The sequence below is a fragment of the Kitasatospora sp. NPDC096147 genome, assembly GCF_044763225.1.
In the GTDB taxonomy this organism is placed as follows: Bacteria; Actinomycetota; Actinomycetes; order Streptomycetales; family Streptomycetaceae; genus Kitasatospora.
The window spans coordinates 711,847-725,292 of sequence record NZ_JBIWFX010000001.1 but is presented as its reverse complement, the minus strand read 5'-3'; the positions used below and the strand labels follow the sequence as shown (position 1 = coordinate 725,292).

Here is a 13,446-nt window from a genome sequence, read left to right as displayed (position 1 = left end):
GGCCGGCCGTCCGACGGTAGCACTCAGGCCCAGGGCAGTGCCGAGCGGGTGCGCCAGTACTCCTCGGCGGGCTCGGCCAGCGGGGCCAGGGCGGCGAGCTGGCCGGCCGTGAGCCGCAGCTCGGCGGCGGCCAGGTTGGAGGCCAACTGTTCGGAGGTGGCCGCGCCGGAGAGCACCACGTCGGCCCACGGCTGCGCGGCGGCGACCGCCAGCGCGACGGCGTCCGGGCCGGCCCCGGTCTCCGCCGCCACGGCGCGCAGCGGGGCGGTCCACGGGGTGGTGGCGTGCCGGCCCGCCAGGCGGCCGTTGGCCATCCCCTCCTTGATCACCACCAGCCAGCCGGCCGCGTGCGCCTCGGCGAGCGCGGGCCCGGCGGAGGGCTCCAGCACGTTCCAGGTGGACTGCACGGCGCTGAACAGCGGCTGCCCGTCCACCGTCACCCCGCCCGCCGCGCGGAGGGTGGCGGCCTGCGCCGGGCCGCTGGTGGAGAGCCCGATCCGGATCCCCTCGGCGGCCAGTGCCGCCAGCCGGCCGTGCAGCGCGGCGTCGGTGAGGGCGGGGCTGTCGGGCGTCACGGAGTGCACCAGGTAGACGTCCAGCCGCTTGCCCAGCAGCGTGCGGCTCTCGGCGATCTGACGGTCGAACACCTCGACCGAGTGGTCCTTCACCTCGTGCACCGACACGCCCGAGGCCTGCCAGTCGGCCGTGTAGGTGTAGCCCCACTTGCTCCCCACCGTGACCTCGCGCGCCGCCTGCGGGTGCCCGGCCAGCCACTCGCCGAGGAACTCCTCGGCCAGGCCGTAGGAGCGGGCGGTGTCCAGGTACCGCACGCCCGCCGCGAACGCCTGGTCCAGCAACTCGTGCGTCCGCTGCCGCAGCCCGGCCACGCTCCGCCCGGTCGGCAGGTCCGCCTCCCGGCCCAGGTTGATGTACCCGGGCCGCCCGACCGCCGCCGTCCCCAGCCCGAACCGGGTGACCCCCGCGGCGGAGCTGACGGTGGATCCGGTGGTGGGGGTGGTGGCCATGCTGGGCGTCCCTTCGGCGAGGCGGGTTCCGTACCCGAACCCTACGTCAGCGGCCGGTCACGCCCGCATCCTGCGGATGTGGTCCGGGACGCTTCGCCGGCCGGGGCCGGTGCCACCCTGGTGGACCTCGGCGATGCCAGGTCGATACCTCCCGGCCGGCTGCCGGTCGGCAGCGTGCTGCTCTTCGACGAGTGCGAGTAGCTGCACCGCACCGAACACGTCCCGGCCGGTGGCGACGCTCCGACCTGCCGGGACGTCCTGGTAGTGCTTCGTCAGGCCGGGGCCGGGGCTGAGGCTGAGGGCGGGGCCGGTGTGGGTCGGGCAGGTGGTCGGTGGCGCGTCGGGCGCGGGCCGTCCCAGGTCGCGAGGAGTCGCCGGAATCCCCTGGCGACCTGGTGGAGCGTCATGCCCGGGCACGGCGCCCCGTCCGGCGGACGCGCACGCACTGCGGGACGAGGCCGGAGGCGGACCGATCGCGCGCGCACCCTCCTCCCAGGACCGTCTCGGACGAGGCGGTCCCAGGGCATGCGCCATCGATCGTCCAGGACTCGATCACGAGCGCGACGAGCGTACGGACGAAGCGGCGCGAGGACGCTCAGGCGGCCGGGACCAGCCCGAGGAGCTCGCCGAGGCGGCGGACGGTGGCGGCGGACTCGCGGTGCAGGCCGGCGATGTCGAGGCCCTCGTCACCGAGGACCATCAGCAGGGCCTGATCCCCGATCGCCAGCACCACGACGTAGCCGCCGCTGCACCGGGTGACCACGTCCCGCAGGCCGCCCACGCCGAACTCGGCCGCTGTGCGCCGGCCCAGGCCGAGCATGGCGGCCGAGAGGGCGGATGCCGACTCGGGATGGACGCCAGCGGTGTCGGCCGCGACCAGCAGGCCGTCGGCGGTGGAGATGACGCTCTCGGAGATGCCCATGACCCGGTCACGGAGGGACTGCAGCTCGCCCACGAGGACGGCGGCGGGTGTCTGACTGGTCATGGTGTGCTCTTCTCGGTGGTGTCCGTGGCGCGGGCGCGGTGAGGGACTGCTGGGCTGCCGAACGGAGCTGACGCCCCCTCGGCCGGTGTGGTGCTGACGGCGGAGCGGTGGTGCGAGGCGGGGTTGCGTCCGCCCGGCACGCGGCGCGGCAGGGGGAGCGGGTCGGCGCCGGGGCGGCCGGCCTGCGGCTCGCTCGGCGGGGTGCGCCGGGCCACGCTCGGAGCGGTCGCGGCAGGGGCCGCGGGCCGGTGGAGCAGGCGCCGGGCGTCCAGCCGGACCAGGTCGAGGAGCACCGCGAACACGCCCCGCCCCAGGGCGAAGGCGATGTCCCGTGCGGTCCGCCGGCCGGTGGCGGCGGCGAGCACCTCCCGCTGGCGGAGCGGGATCCCCGGGGAGGTGGCGACGGAGGTCGTGGCGGGTGTGATCCGCCGGCGGGCGAGCTCCCCGGGCGGGCCCCAGAGGCGGGTGAGCAGGGCCGTCCGGCGAGCGGTCTCGGCGAAGAGCCGCTGCGGTTCGACCCCGGGACGCAGGGCGAGCCCGGCAGGCGGAGTCGCAGCGTGCGTCTCCCAACTCCCGGGCGGGCTCAGCACCAGGGCGAAGGCCCCGTCGAACACGGCGGCGGCGCATACGGTTTCGAGCTCGGCCGCCCCGATCGATGCCTGGGCCACCAGGGCCGCCCCGAGGTCCGCAGGCCGGCCTGCGGCATGGTCGGCCGACCGGGCCGCCGCCTCGGCGGCAGCCCAGTCGTGCTCGCTGACGCGTCGTGACTTCAGCAGCAGGGTCTCGGCGGTCGGAGCCCCGGGCGTCTCGATGGCGGTGACCAGTCCGTGCTCCAGGTGGATCGTGCCGCCGGGGGCACTGGAGATGACGACCGAGCCGGTGAAGCCCTCCTCGCGCAGCGCGAGCAGCAGCGCGGGCACGTTCCGTACGGCGGGCTGTCCTGTTGGTGCGGATGCCGGTGCCGGTGCCGACGTCGGGTCGGGAGAGGGACCGGTCATGCCAGCAAGTCCCTTGCCTGGACGGCGCTCTGGTGGACCGCCAGCGCGAGATTGGTCCGCTCGCGGTCCAGCACCGTGACGAGGAGCAGCGGATCGCCGTGGCCGTGCAGGACCCGGGTGACCTCGTGGTGGCGGGTGCTGGTCACCACGATGCCCTCCAACCCGTCGCCCGCTCCCGCCGCGCAGAGGCGTTCCTCGATCAGAGCAGCCAACTCGGCCAGCTCCGGCCCGGATCCGGCTCCCAGCAGGGGGTGGTCACCACAGGCCCGGTAGGTCAGGCCGGTGACGCCGTCGACGAGGGCGGCGCCGACCACTCCGGGGGAGCCGAGCACGTCGGAGAGGGCGGCTTCGAGCGCGTGCACCTGCATCCCTTCGCCTTGCGAACACTGGGACCGTACTTTAGTGCACCCATTCCATGAGGTGATCATCGCCCGGGAGTTTCTTGCTACTTTGGTCCCGCACGCGGGAGTTCCACTCGGAAGTCATTCAAAGGACGAACAGCGCATGAACATTGACGTCGCACTCAAGGAAGCGATGGCCATCGAAGGTGCCGTCGGCGTGGCCCTCGCCGACTACGAGAGCGGTATGTCGCTCGGGGTCCTCGGCGGCGGTCAGCAGCTCGACCTCGAGGTCGCGGCGGCCGCCAACACCGAGGTCGTCCGGGCCAAGGTGCGGGCCCTCGCCGCGCTCTCGATCGACGACGTCATCGAGGACATCCTCATCACCCTCGGCACGCAGTACCACCTGATCCGCCCGCTGGCCCGCAGTCACGGATCGCTCTTCCTCTACCTCGCGCTGGACCGCTCGCGGGCCAACCTGGCACTCGCCCGGCACGGTCTCAAGCGCATCGAGGCCGCGCTCGACTTCTGATCCGGGCGTCCCGGCCGGCGGAGGTGGCACGACGGTGAGTTCGTGCACGATGTCCTGTCGTGGTGATTCCGGAATGCGTGACGCGGCAATGACGGGGTGTCACGGATCTGTGGTCCGGTCAGGTGATTCGTTCCCGGTCGGTCCCGTCAATCACGCTGGCGGCGGCCGGGGTGACCGATCGTCGGGCGGAGAGGTCGGCGTCGAGGTCCGGGCGGGGCGATGTGCTGGAGTGCGCAGGCGGACCTGGTGATGGGCGCCGGGGTCTCGGGCCTCGGGGTGGTGTGCCTGGGGGCGGTGCGTGACCGTCGGCAACTGCCCTTGGCGGCACTGCCGTTGGTCCTCGGGGTGCACCAACTCGTCGAAGCCGTGGTGTGGTTGGGCGAGGAGGGTCGGATCGGTCCCGGGCTCGCCCGGTCGGCCGGGGTCGGGTGGGCGCTGATCGCCATGCCGCTGCTCGCCCTGCTGGTCCCGGTGGGTGCCTGGCGGGCCGCCGGGCGGCCCCGCCGGTTGGTCGGGTTCGTGGCGATCGGGCTGGTCACCGCAGTGGTGCTCACCCTCGCAGTGCTGGGCGGGCCGGTCACCGCCGAGGTGCGCGGGCACACCCTGGAGTACGCGGTCGGGGTCCCGTTCGCCCCCGTGTTCCTGACGACCTATCTGCTCGCGGTACTGGGCCCGTTGGTGCTCAACCCCGTCCCGGAACTCCGCCTGCTGGGCTGGTCGGTCGCGGTGGCGGCGGGGGTCTGCGCGCTGCTCTGGCGGACCGCCTTCGTCTCCACCTGGTGTGCACTGGCCGCGCTGGCCAGCGTCCTGCTGCTGCGCTGGCTCCGTCGGCCGTCCTCGGAGCCGGAGCGGTGAAGGACGGTTGAGAGCGGTCGAAGCCCCCGTGCGCCGTGTGGGTGGGTGCGCGGGGGCTTCGTGGTGTGCCGTGGCTGGTCTTCTGTGGGGTCAGATGCTGAGGACCTGGCCGGGCAGGATGAGGTCGATGTCGTCGCCGATGACGGAGGCGTTGTTGGTGTAGAGGGTGCCGAGGTCGACGCCGTTGGTGGCGGCGATGGCGGCGAGGGTGTCGCCGCTCTTGACGGTGTAGCTGTCACTGGTGTTCTGCTGCGTGGGGGCGGCGGGGGTGGTCTTGGTGACCGGGGTGCGCTCGGTGCTGCGGGAGGCGGCCTGGGTGTCGTTCTTGGGGGCGGCCTTGGTGGTCTGGTCCGCGGACTTGGCGGTCTTGGTGGACTTCGCCGGGGTGCTCGCGGTGGTGGTGTCGGTCTGGGCGGGGGTGCCGCCCTTGGTGAGGCCGGCCTTGACGGAGCAGACGGGCCAGGCGCCGGGGCCCTGGCCCTGGAGGACCTTCTCGGCGACGGCGATCTGCTGTCCCTTGGTGGCCTGGTCGGCGGAGCCGGCGTACTGGGTGCCGCCGTAGGCGGCCCAGGTGCTGGGGGTGAACTGGAGGCCGCCGGAGAAGCCGTTGCCGGTGTTGGTGTTCCAGTTGCCGGTGCTCTCGCACTGGGCGACGGCGTCCCAGGTGGAGGAGGACGCGGCGGAGGCCGAGGTGGCCGTGACGAGGCCTGCTGCCGGGAGGGCGGCCACGGCGCCGCCGATGAGGACCATCCGCAGGCGGTTGCGCTTGGCGGAGGAGGTGGTGGTGGCGGCGGTGGTCTCGTGACGGAAGGTCATACGGATCCTCTCGGAAGTCCCGGACGGACAGCACGGAGTGGGCCCTGTGAGGGGGGTGTTCCGTGATGTCGCACTCGGTGGGCGGCTGTTCGCGTGTCGGTCGCGGTCTGCCGCCCCGGTCACCTTCGCCGTGTGTGCCCGGCCGCCGGGTGGGCGGGGGCTGCGGGTGGTGGGCCCGGGTGGTGCGCTGTGCACTGGTTTCGAAGCTACGAGTGGTTGGGCGTGGGGGCAAGGATTCGGAGGAGATCGCAGCTCAGGGTGGGGTTACCGAAGGTAGGGTCCGGGCGTGGGGCCCGAGGTGGCGGGCCGGACGGGTGGTGGGGGAGATCGTTGCGGGTGTTGTTGTGACCGGTGCCACGGCCTGGCGGTGGTGCTCGGGGGTGCGGTCTCGACCGAGTGCGAGCGCCCGGCCACGGAGGGTCCGACCCGACCGCACCCGCCCGTGGCCCCCCTCACACCCACCCCACCCGCGCCCGGATCAGCCGTGGTCCAGCGGGCGGAGGGTGCAGGAATGGGGGAGGTAGGAGCCGAGGAAGCCCTCCCGGTCGTCGGGCTTGTAGGCGACGGCCCGGCCGGTGAGGGCGCCCTGCCGGAAGCCGAGGGCGAGCCCGAGGTGCGGGCTGTTCAGCCGGGCGTCCGCGGTGGGGAGCTGGAGCGGCGCGGTGGCCTGGAGGTCGTGGCGGGTGGAGGCGGTGGCGCCGCAGGTGATGGGCGGGGCACCGGCGAGGTGGATCCGCACCCGGTCGGGCGGCAGCAGGTCGAGGCGGAGCGGGACGGGGCCCTCGGGCGTGGTGATCCCACCGCTCCAGCGACCCGCCGGGAGGTCGGCCGGGCGGGAGGCGTCGGAGCCGGTGTCGAGGTGCCGCTCCGGGTCGAAGCCGGGGACCAGGCCGGTGCCGAGGTGACGGACCACCAGGTCGCGGGTGGACTTGTCGGTGGAGTTGGTCAGGACGGCGAGGGAGACCTCCTGCTCGGGGAAGTCGATCATCATTGCGGCGACCCCACCCATCCCTCCGCCGTGGCTGAGGACCAGCGGGCCCGGGCCGCGCGACACGAGCCGGCCGTAGCCGTACCCGGTGTGGGCGTTGAGGGGCTCGGCGTCCTCCGGTGCCGAGGCGACCAGGCGGGCGGAGGTCCGGGCGAAGAGTGCGATGTCGGCGGCGGTGGCCCAGGCGGCGGTGGCGGCCGGATGGCCGGTGCGGCAGGTGGGGTAGGCGCGGCCGGCGGCCGAGTAGCGGGTCGCCACGGCGGTGGAGTCCGGGGCCGGACCGGCGGCGCCGTGGGTGAAGCCGGTGAGGCCGAGCGGTGTGGCGATCCGGTCCCGGAGGAAGGTGGCGAACGGGCGGCCGGTGGTGCGCTCCAGCAGGTCGGCGAGCTCCTGGTAGCCGAGGTTGGCGTACTCGAAGTCGGTCCCGGGTGCGCGTACCTGGGCACGGTACCGCTCGGCCCGGACGGGGCGCGGGCCGGTGCCGTAGTGGAAGTCGTAGAAGGCCGGGAGGCCGCCGCGGTGCAGCAGGAGCTGACGCGGTGTGGGGGCGCCCCGGTCGAAGCGGCCGGGGACCGGGGAGTCCAGGTCGAGCAGGCCCTCGGCGGCGGCCAGCCGGACGGCGGTGGCGGTGAACGCCTTGGTGACGGAGGCCAGCCCGTACACGGTCTCCGGGGTGGCGGGGCGACGGGTGGCCAGGTCTGCCTGGCCCCAGGCCCGGGTGAAGACCACCTCGTCGCGCTCCGCCACCGCGACGGAGACCGAGGCACAGCCGTGTCGGGCCAGCGCCTCGGTGCACAGCTCGTCCAGTCCGTCCAGCACGTGACGACCTCCCCACGGGCGTCCGGACTCCGGGACCCCACTGTCCGGCTCTTCGGGTTCCGGTCGAACGATAGTGCCGCGCCGTCGAAAGCGCGGTGCCGGGGTGGGGTGACGGCCCGTCAGGGCCCGGCGGGAGAGGGGATGCCGAGGACCGGGAGACAGGCCTCGACGCCCGCGAGGGTGATGTCGGATCGGCGGTGGGCGGACCACCGCGCGCGGGTGAGGCGCCAGCGGTCGATCGGGGCCGGCTCCAGCAGGCGGGTGGCCCACTCGGTGCCGTTGGGCGTGTAACCGAGGGACTCGGAGACGCGGTTGGATGCGAGGTTGTCGGAGAAGGCGGCGCTGGCGGCCTCCCGGGCGCCGAGGCCCTCGAAGGCCAGGTGCAGGATCGCCTCGCGCATCTCCCTGCCGAAGCCCTTGCCCCGGGCGGCCGGGCCGAGCCAGGAGAAGGTCCCGACGGTGCCGAAGGTGTCGAAGTCGGTGCCGAACACGTCCTGCATGCCGACGGGTTCACCGTCCACGACCACCACGAAGTAGAGGCGCCAGTTCCCGTCGTGCACCTGGGCACGCCCGTTCCAGACGCCCCGGAGCCAGGCCCATTCGCGGTCGGGGCTGTCCAGGTAGAGCGAGATCGGGTCGTCGAACGGGTGGGGCGGCCCGTCGGCCACGCCCGCGCGGACCACCGGGAGCAGGCGCTCCAGCAGTTCGTCGGTGGCGCCGAGGAGTTCGAGCCGGGGGGGTGCTCACCCGGAGGTTGAGCGGCGGATAGGCGGACGGGGTGGTGGTGCCGGCAGTCATGGCGGACACCGTAGGGGCGGGGCGGCCCGGTCGCACCGGATTTACGGCCGCCGCTCCGGCCGGCTTGACGGCCGCCGGCCCCGGGACGGTCCGCCCCGGCCCTCCGTGGGGGAGGGGAGCCGGGGCGGACCGCCGTCAGGGGGTGGTGCGGTAGGTGAGGTGGAGGGTCCCGTTGTCCAGGACGGCGGAGTGGGCCAGGGTGAGCGCCCGGCGTGGCAGGGTGCCCTCGAACAGGCGGGCGCCGGTGCCGAGTACCACCGGGTGGACCAGCAGGGTGAGTTCGTCGAGCAGGTCGTTGGCGAGCAGCCAGCGGACCAGGGTGGCACTGCCCGAGACGGCGATGTCGCCACCCGGTTGCTGCTTGATCCCGGTGATCCGCTCGGCCAGGCCCTCGGCGCCGAGCAGCGTCGAGTTCTGCCAGTCGGCCGTCTCCAGGGTGCTCGACGCCACGTACTTGGTGAGGGAGTTGAGGTGGGCGGCCAGCGGGTCGTCGTCGGGCTGGGTGGTCCAGTGGGAGGCGAACTCCTGGTAGGTGTGCCGGCCGAAGAGCATGGCGTCGGCCTTGGCGGTCATCGCCATCACCGCCTCGGTGACCTGGTCGGTCAGGTACGGGAAGTGCCAGGTGTACGGGGCTTCGACGACTCCGTCGAGCGAGACGAAGAAGCCGGCCGTGAGGCTGCGCATGTGAACGTCCTTCCGGATGAAGGGAGTCGGGGCCGGAGCGGGAGGCGCCCCGGGTCAGGAGACCGGGAGCAGCTCCTCGTGGCCGTCGGCGTCGATGCCGATGCCGCCCGTCGCCGGCCGCCCGGCGAAGGCGTAGGTGTGACCGATCACCCCGGCCGGGGTGGAGCGGACGTCGGTGAGCCGCCAGGCGGCCGGCACGGTGCCGGGCTCGAACAGGCGCTTGCCCCGGCCCAGGACCACCGGGAAGGTGAGCAGCCGCAGTTCGTCCACCAGGTCGTGGGCCAGCAGCGACTGGATCAGCCGACCGCTGCCGTGCACCTGGAGCGCCCGGCCGTCCAGCTCCTTGAGCGCCCTCACCTCGGCCGCCAGGTCGCCGGAGAGCACCGTGGTCCCGGCCCATGCGGCGACCTCGCGGCCGGTGGACGGGACGTACTTGGGCAGGGAGTTGAGCTTGACCGCGGCCGTGTCGGCCGGATCGGTGACGTGCGGCCAGTGTGCCGCCATCAGCTGGTGGGTGCGGCGGCCGAGCAGGAAGGCGTCCGCGTCGTCGAACCACGGGCCGGCGATCTCGCCGAAGCCCTGGTCGACGTACGGGACCAGCCAGCCGCCGAGGTCGAAGCCGTCGGTGGCGTCCTCGGTCGGCCCGCCGGGGCTCTGCAGGACGCCGTCGAGGGAGACGAAGGTGGTCACGGTGAGCTTCATGGTCACTCCGGAATGTCGGTCGAGTACGGGCCTTCCACCGGGAGTCGATGTCACCGGGAGCCCGGCCCGGCCGATCTGACGCGGCCGGACGGCTCCAGCCTGCCGGGGAGCCGGGAGGGCGATCAACGGCCATCACCGGCACGAGCGTTTAGCCCGGTTCAACGCCCCCGGGCCGGACCGGCTAGCGTGCTGACGGATCGGGTGGACAGTTCGCGGACGGGGGAGTCGTGCTGGAGAGGCTGGAGTTGGAGGCGTTCCTGACGCTGGCGGAGGAACTGCACTTCGGCCGCACCGCCGAACGCCTGCACGTCAGTACGGGGCGGATCAGCCAGACCATCAAGAAGCTCGAACGGCAGGTCGGTGCCCCGCTGTTCGAGCGGACCAGCCGGGACGTGCGGCTGACCGCCCTCGGGGAGCGGCTCCGCGCCGACCTCGGGCCGGCCTACGAGCAGATCGGCGCCGGGCTGGCCCAGGCGATCATCGCCGCGCGCGGCATCACCGGCAGTCTGGCCGTCGGGTACTCCGCACTCTGGTGCGGCGATCTGGTGATCCGGGCCGCCGAGGTGTTCCGGGCGCGGTACCCCGACTGCGAGGTGCGGATCGAGGAGGCCCAGCTCGGCGACCCGTTCGGGCCGCTGCGCGCGGGCCGACTCGACCTCCAGCTCACCGAGTTCCCGGTCCGCGAACCGGACATCACGGTCGGGCCGCTGGTCTTCTCCGAGCCGCGCGCCCTGATGGTCGCGGCCGACCACCCGTTCGCCGGCCGGGCCACCGTTTCGCTGGAGGACCTGGCGGACACCGTGCTGCTCCCGATGACCGGGAAGATCCCGGACTACTGGCTGGAGTACCACTACCCCAGCCGCACCCCTTCCGGCCGGCCGATCCCGCACGGGGCGCCGATCACCTACTGGCAGGAGGTGCTGGCCCACATCAGCGCGGGCAGCGGCGTCTCGGTGGTCGCGGCCAGGGGCGCGTCCTACTACACCCGGCCCGGGGTGGTCTTCGTCCCGTTCGGCGACGCACCGACCATCGACTACGGCCTGCTCTGGCTGACCGCCGCCGAGAACGCCCGCATCCGCGCCTTCGTCAACGTCATCCACGAACTCCGCGAGCAGGACGACCCCACCACCCGCTGACCAGGGCGCGGCCTCAGGGGGCCACCACCTCCACCCCGGCGGCAGGCATCCGGGCCACGATCCGCTCCGCCGGCTCCTCGTGACGGGTCACCAGGCAGGACGGGGCCGGTCCCCTGCTGAGCGGAAGACAGCCGTCACCGGCCCGCTCCGGCACCCGGGCGTCGCGGTCGGTGGTCCACAGGGCGGCGTACCCGACGGAGGACGAGCCGGTCACCGGACGATCCCGAGGCCGTGGCCGGCTCGGCGCAAATGCCTCGCCCGGACCCTCGGCCTCCGGCGACAATGCCCGCATGCAGATCAGAACCGCCCGCACCGAGGAACTCCCGCTGCTCCAGGAGATCGAGGTGGCCGCCGGCCGCCTGTTCGCCGGGATCGGGATGGACGAGGTGGCCTCCGACGACCCGATCCCGCTCGACAGGATGGCCGCCCACCAACGGGCCGGCCTGGCCTGGGTCGCCCTCGACCCCGACGACGGCGCACCGGTCGGCTACCTGCTGGCCGAGCCGCTGGACGGCTACCTGCACGTGGAGCAGGTCTCCGTGCACCCGGACCACGGCCGCCGGGGCATCGGCCGCGCCTTGATCGACCGGGCCGCCACCCACGCCGCCGCCGAGGGCCTGCCCGCCCTCACCCTCACCACCTTCACCGACGTGCCCTGGAACGCGCCCTACTACGCCCGCCTCGGCTTCCACACCGTCCCCGACACCGACCTGACCCCCGGTCAGCGCACCGTCCGGGAGGCGGAAGCCGCCCACGGCCTGGACCGCTGGCCCCGCCAGGTGATGATCCGGGAGCTCTGAGGACGCACGCCCGCCGGACCGCTGCGGTGCAGCGTCACAGGTCGGCATCTTCGGCATCCCACCACCGGAGCGCGCACTACCGTCTCCCCAACTCTCAATGCACCAGGGGAAAACATGCGCTTCGGCAGCACCATCACCCTCTCCGTCCTCCTCCTCACCGCCACCACCGCGTGCGGTGAGGCCGCCGGCCCGGCCCCGGTGGCGGCACCGCCCGCCACGGCCGCGGACAGCCCGTCCGCACCGTCCGCACCATCCGCCTCGTCCGCCCGGCCGGCCGCGCCGGCACCCGACGCGAAGAGCGTCACCGAGAAGCTCGCCAGGACCCTGCCGGTCCGGCTGACCGTGACGTACGACGCCACTAGCGACCCGAACGGCAAGCTGGGCCGTCCGCACCAGTACCTGTCGAAGACCGCGTTCGACGACACCCGGGTGAGCGACTCGCCGAAGGCGAAGGACGGCGCCTCGCAGGGGCGGCGGGACAGCATCTCCTACGGCGGGACGGTCGAGGTCTTCGCGACCCCGGAGGACGCCGAGACCTGGGTGAAGTACGTGGACGCCATGCAGGCGACGTTCAGCGGCTTCAGCACGCCGGACCACCTCTACCGCTCGGGCGTGACGGTGGTGCGGGTGTCGCACGTGCTGACGGCGGATCAGGCGAAGGCCTACGAGAACGCCATCCGCTGATCCCGGTGCGGCGTCGGCCCGCTTCCGTACCGTCCCCGGACGGCGCGGAAGCGGGCCGACGGGGGATCAGTACGAGCGGGGCAGGCCCAGGGTGTGCTGGGACACGTAGTTCAGGATCATCTCCCGGCTGACCGGGGCGATCCGGGCCACCCGGGTGGCGGTGAGCAGGGCGGCCAGGCCGTACTCCTGGGTGAGCCCGTTGCCGCCCAGGGTGTGGACGGCCTGGTCGACGGTGCGGCAGGCGGCCTCGGCGGCGGCGTACTTGGCCATGTTGGCCGCCTCGCCGGCCGCCTGGTGGTGGCCGAGGTCGTAGAGCTGGGCGGCCCGGGAGGTCATCAGACGGGCCAGCTCGATCTCGATCGCGCACTGGGCCAGCGGGTGGGCGATGGCCTGGTGGGCGCCGATCGGGGTGTCCCAGACGGTGCGGGTGCGGGCGTAGTCGGTGGCCACGTCCAGGGCCTGCCGGGCCAGGCCGAGGGCGAAGGCGGCGGTCATCACCCGCTCGGGGTTGAGCCCGGCGAAGAGCTGGTCGAGCCCGGCGTCCTCGGCGCCGACCAGGGCGTCCGCCGGCAGCCGGACGTCGTCCAGGAAGACCTGGAACTGCCGTTCGGCGGTGACCAGTTCCATCGGGATCGGCCGGTACTCGAAGCCCGGGGTGTCGCGCGGGACGACGAACAGGGCGGGCTTCAGCCGCCCCGTCCGGGCGTCCTCGGTGCGGGCCACGAAGAGCACCGCGTCGGCGTGGTCCACACCGGAGATGAAGACCTTGCGGCCGGAGAGCAGCCAGTCGGTGCCGTCCCGGCGGGCGGTGGTGGTGAGCCGGTGCGAGTTGGAGCCGGCATCCGGCTCGGTGATGCCGAAGGCCATCCGCCGGGTGCCGTCGGCCAGACCGGGCAGCCAGCGCTCACGCTGCTCGGCGGTGCCGTAGCGGGCGATCACGGTGCCGCAGATCGCCGGGGAGACGATCATCATCAGCAGCGGCGCCCCGGCTGCGCCCAACTCCTCCAGGACGATCGCGAGTTCGGTGATACCGCCGCCCCCGCCGCCGTACTCGGCCGGCAGGTTGACGCCCAGGTAGCCGGCCTTGCCGGCCTCGGCCCAGAGCTCGTCCACGGGCTCGCCGGCCCGGGCCTTGCGGCGGAAGTACTCGGGGCCGAAGCTGCGGGCGAGATCGCCCACCGCGCGGCGCAGGGCCTGGTGTTCCTCGGATTCGACGGTGCTGGGCAGCGGTGCGGACGCGGACATGAGGGTGGTCCTTCCGTGCGGGGTGGACGGTCTTCGGGAGA

At 73.6% G+C, this 13,446-nt stretch carries 17 protein-coding genes; 6 read left to right on the top strand and 11 right to left on the bottom strand.

Features of this window, described 5'->3' with window-relative positions; genetic code table 11:
• Nucleotides 1-23: 23 nt before the first annotated feature.
• Nucleotides 24-1,025, bottom strand: coding sequence for an aldo/keto reductase (locus ACIRBX_RS02995; protein ID WP_402293380.1), 1,002 nt, complete (start codon nucleotides 1,023-1,025; stop codon nucleotides 24-26).
• A gap of 78 nt (nucleotides 1,026-1,103) precedes the next feature.
• Here ACIRBX_RS02995 and ACIRBX_RS02990 point away from each other — a divergent pair, with 78 nt between their 5' ends.
• Nucleotides 1,104-1,226: a hypothetical protein gene (locus ACIRBX_RS02990; RefSeq protein WP_402293379.1), complete on the top strand. Its 123-nt coding sequence runs from the start codon at nucleotides 1,104-1,106 to the stop codon at nucleotides 1,224-1,226.
• Nucleotides 1,227-1,620: 394 nt separating this feature from the next.
• Here ACIRBX_RS02990 and ACIRBX_RS02985 read toward each other — a convergent pair whose 3' ends face one another.
• From ACIRBX_RS02985 to ACIRBX_RS02975, 3 genes are all read right to left on the bottom strand, one after another.
• Nucleotides 1,621-2,010, bottom strand: coding sequence for a roadblock/LC7 domain-containing protein (locus ACIRBX_RS02985; protein ID WP_402293378.1), 390 nt, complete (start codon nucleotides 2,008-2,010; stop codon nucleotides 1,621-1,623).
• Nucleotides 2,007-2,930, bottom strand: coding sequence for a hypothetical protein (locus tag ACIRBX_RS02980; protein WP_402293377.1), 924 nt, complete (start codon nucleotides 2,928-2,930; stop codon nucleotides 2,007-2,009). The genes ACIRBX_RS02985 and ACIRBX_RS02980 overlap by 4 nt, the downstream gene beginning before the upstream one ends.
• 74 nt (nucleotides 2,931-3,004) lie before the next feature.
• Entirely contained in the window at nucleotides 3,005-3,376 is a 372-nt protein-coding gene (locus ACIRBX_RS02975; protein WP_402293376.1) for a hypothetical protein, read from the bottom strand.
• A gap of 136 nt (nucleotides 3,377-3,512) precedes the next feature.
• Here ACIRBX_RS02975 and ACIRBX_RS02970 point away from each other — a divergent pair, with 136 nt between their 5' ends.
• The gene (locus ACIRBX_RS02970) at nucleotides 3,513-3,878 is read left to right on the top strand and encodes a hypothetical protein (protein ID WP_402293375.1); all 366 of its coding nucleotides are present in this window, start codon (nucleotides 3,513-3,515) and stop codon (nucleotides 3,876-3,878) included.
• A gap of 219 nt (nucleotides 3,879-4,097) precedes the next feature.
• Complete coding sequence (locus ACIRBX_RS02965) at nucleotides 4,098-4,733, top strand: DUF6629 family protein (protein WP_402293374.1); 636 nt, start codon at nucleotides 4,098-4,100, stop codon at nucleotides 4,731-4,733.
• A 90-nt stretch (nucleotides 4,734-4,823) separates the two neighbouring features.
• Here the strand turns inward: ACIRBX_RS02965 and ACIRBX_RS02960 are convergent, their stop codons facing one another.
• The 5 genes from ACIRBX_RS02960 to ACIRBX_RS02940 all read right to left on the bottom strand — a co-directional run bounded on the left by ACIRBX_RS02960 (nucleotide 4,824) and on the right by ACIRBX_RS02940 (nucleotide 9,540).
• A complete protein-coding gene (locus tag ACIRBX_RS02960; protein ID WP_402293373.1) occupies nucleotides 4,824-5,549 on the bottom strand; it encodes a transglycosylase family protein in 726 nt (241 codons plus the stop codon).
• Nucleotides 5,550-6,027: 478 nt separating this feature from the next.
• Entirely contained in the window at nucleotides 6,028-7,356 is a 1,329-nt protein-coding gene (locus tag ACIRBX_RS02955) for a serine hydrolase domain-containing protein (protein WP_402293372.1), read from the bottom strand.
• 119 nt (nucleotides 7,357-7,475) lie between these two features.
• On the bottom strand, nucleotides 7,476-8,039 hold the full coding sequence (locus tag ACIRBX_RS02950) for a GNAT family N-acetyltransferase (RefSeq protein ID WP_402293371.1): 564 nt from the start codon (nucleotides 8,037-8,039) through the stop codon (nucleotides 7,476-7,478).
• A 250-nt stretch (nucleotides 8,040-8,289) separates the two neighbouring features.
• Complete coding sequence (locus ACIRBX_RS02945; RefSeq protein WP_402293370.1) at nucleotides 8,290-8,838, bottom strand: dihydrofolate reductase family protein; 549 nt, start codon at nucleotides 8,836-8,838, stop codon at nucleotides 8,290-8,292.
• Nucleotides 8,839-8,892: 54 nt separating this feature from the next.
• Nucleotides 8,893-9,540: a dihydrofolate reductase family protein gene (locus ACIRBX_RS02940; RefSeq protein ID WP_402293369.1), complete on the bottom strand. Its 648-nt coding sequence runs from the start codon at nucleotides 9,538-9,540 to the stop codon at nucleotides 8,893-8,895.
• A 227-nt stretch (nucleotides 9,541-9,767) separates the two neighbouring features.
• Here ACIRBX_RS02940 and ACIRBX_RS02935 point away from each other — a divergent pair, with 227 nt between their 5' ends.
• Nucleotides 9,768-10,676, top strand: a complete 909-nt coding sequence (locus tag ACIRBX_RS02935; RefSeq protein ID WP_402293368.1) for a LysR family transcriptional regulator — start codon at nucleotides 9,768-9,770, stop codon at nucleotides 10,674-10,676.
• A gap of 13 nt (nucleotides 10,677-10,689) precedes the next feature.
• Here the strand turns inward: ACIRBX_RS02935 and ACIRBX_RS02930 are convergent, their stop codons facing one another.
• Nucleotides 10,690-10,890 (bottom strand): hypothetical protein, encoded by a 201-nt coding sequence (locus ACIRBX_RS02930; protein ID WP_402293367.1) that lies wholly within the window; start codon nucleotides 10,888-10,890, stop codon nucleotides 10,690-10,692.
• 76 nt (nucleotides 10,891-10,966) lie between these two features.
• On the opposite strand from ACIRBX_RS02930, the gene ACIRBX_RS02925 reads away from it, so the two are divergent.
• Together ACIRBX_RS02925 and ACIRBX_RS02920 are read left to right on the top strand one after the other, a co-directional pair.
• Nucleotides 10,967-11,476: a GNAT family N-acetyltransferase gene (locus ACIRBX_RS02925; RefSeq protein WP_402293366.1), complete on the top strand. Its 510-nt coding sequence runs from the start codon at nucleotides 10,967-10,969 to the stop codon at nucleotides 11,474-11,476.
• 114 nt (nucleotides 11,477-11,590) lie between these two features.
• Entirely contained in the window at nucleotides 11,591-12,160 is a 570-nt protein-coding gene (locus ACIRBX_RS02920) for a hypothetical protein (protein ID WP_402293365.1), read from the top strand.
• Between the two features lie 66 nt (nucleotides 12,161-12,226).
• Here the strand turns inward: ACIRBX_RS02920 and ACIRBX_RS02915 are convergent, their stop codons facing one another.
• On the bottom strand, nucleotides 12,227-13,405 hold the full coding sequence (locus ACIRBX_RS02915) for an acyl-CoA dehydrogenase family protein (RefSeq protein WP_402293364.1): 1,179 nt from the start codon (nucleotides 13,403-13,405) through the stop codon (nucleotides 12,227-12,229).
• Nucleotides 13,406-13,446: the final 41 nt, after the last annotated feature.